At 69.1% G+C, this 928-nt stretch carries 2 protein-coding genes; one reads left to right on the top strand and one right to left on the bottom strand.

From position 1 onward, the window contains the following. The coding region (locus tag CVM52_RS26130) for a Sir2 family NAD-dependent protein deacetylase (RefSeq protein ID WP_276308674.1) at positions 1 to 288 on the bottom strand (288 nt) is incomplete at its 3' end. Between the two features lie 44 nt (positions 289 to 332). Here CVM52_RS26130 and CVM52_RS26125 point away from each other — a divergent pair. Then, positions 333 to 773, top strand: coding sequence for a low molecular weight protein-tyrosine-phosphatase (locus CVM52_RS26125; RefSeq protein WP_100165090.1), 441 nt, complete (start codon positions 333 to 335; stop codon positions 771 to 773). Positions 774 to 928 lie beyond the last annotated feature (155 nt).

The following is a 928-nucleotide window of genomic DNA, read 5'->3' as shown; positions in this document are numbered from 1 at the left end:
CTGGGTGACGATCACCACTTCGCCGGGCCAGTCGCGCTGCAGCCGCGCCAGCGCCTGATGCGCGGCATTGGGCCTTGCGGTGGCGGCGGCGCTGCGGCGGGCGTTGTAAAAGCCTTGCACCAGCGCCGGATCGCGGGCAAAGCCCTCGGGCGTCGCCACATCCTCGATCCGGTGCTGCGCCCACAGCCCGCCGGCGTCGCGGAAGGTGCCCAGCCCGCTTTCCGCCGAGATGCCCGCCCCGGTCAGGATGACGATCTTCCGGGCCTTCGGGCTGGAACCTTGCACCATGTTTCTCCTATTCTGACGCCGACCCTTTCTGACCCGGTGCCGCGATGTCCAGCAAGATCCTTTTCGTCTGCCTCGGCAATATCTGCCGCTCTCCCGCCGCCGAGGGGGTGGCGCGCCAGTTGATGCCGGGGATCGCGACCGACAGTGCCGGCACCTCTGATTGGCATATCGGCGAGCCGCCCTACGGGCCGATGCAGGCCGCGGCAAGCGCGCGCGGCTATGACCTGAGCGATTTGCGCGCGCGGCAGTTCACCGCCGCCGATTTCACCCGGTTCGACCTGATCCTGGGCATGGATGCGAAGAACATTGCCGAGATCGAGTCGCTGCGCCCGCCCGGCAACACCACGCCGGTGCAGCTGTTTACCAGCTACGCCCCCGAAACCGGCACCGATCACGTGCCGGATCCGTATTTCACCCGCGATTTCGACGGCGCGCTGGATCTGTTAGAAGCGGCGGCGCGGGGGTTGAAAGCGGCGTTGGGCTGAACGGTTTCGCGGCGCGGCGTAGCGCCGAATACGGCGGCGCTACTCTTCACACGGTCAGCAGCTCACGCCGCCTTGCGTGCCGGCCGCCTGCGGCGGGCCGGGCGCTGGCGCCGCGGCTTGCCTTTCGGCGTCTCGGCCATCTCGGCCGGGCGCGT

Source organism: Pseudooceanicola lipolyticus (assembly GCF_002786325.1).
GTDB lineage: Bacteria > Pseudomonadota > Alphaproteobacteria > Rhodobacterales > Rhodobacteraceae > Pseudooceanicola_C > Pseudooceanicola_C lipolyticus.
The sequence above is the reverse complement of the archived record's forward strand: the minus strand, read 5'-3'. Positions and strand labels throughout refer to the sequence as shown.

Excerpts from the sequence above, each read along its gene's own strand:
- CVM52_RS26125 (WP_100165090.1), top strand. The coding sequence starts at position 333 with ATGTCCAGCAAGATCCTTTTCGTCTGCCTCGGCAATATCTGCCGCTCT.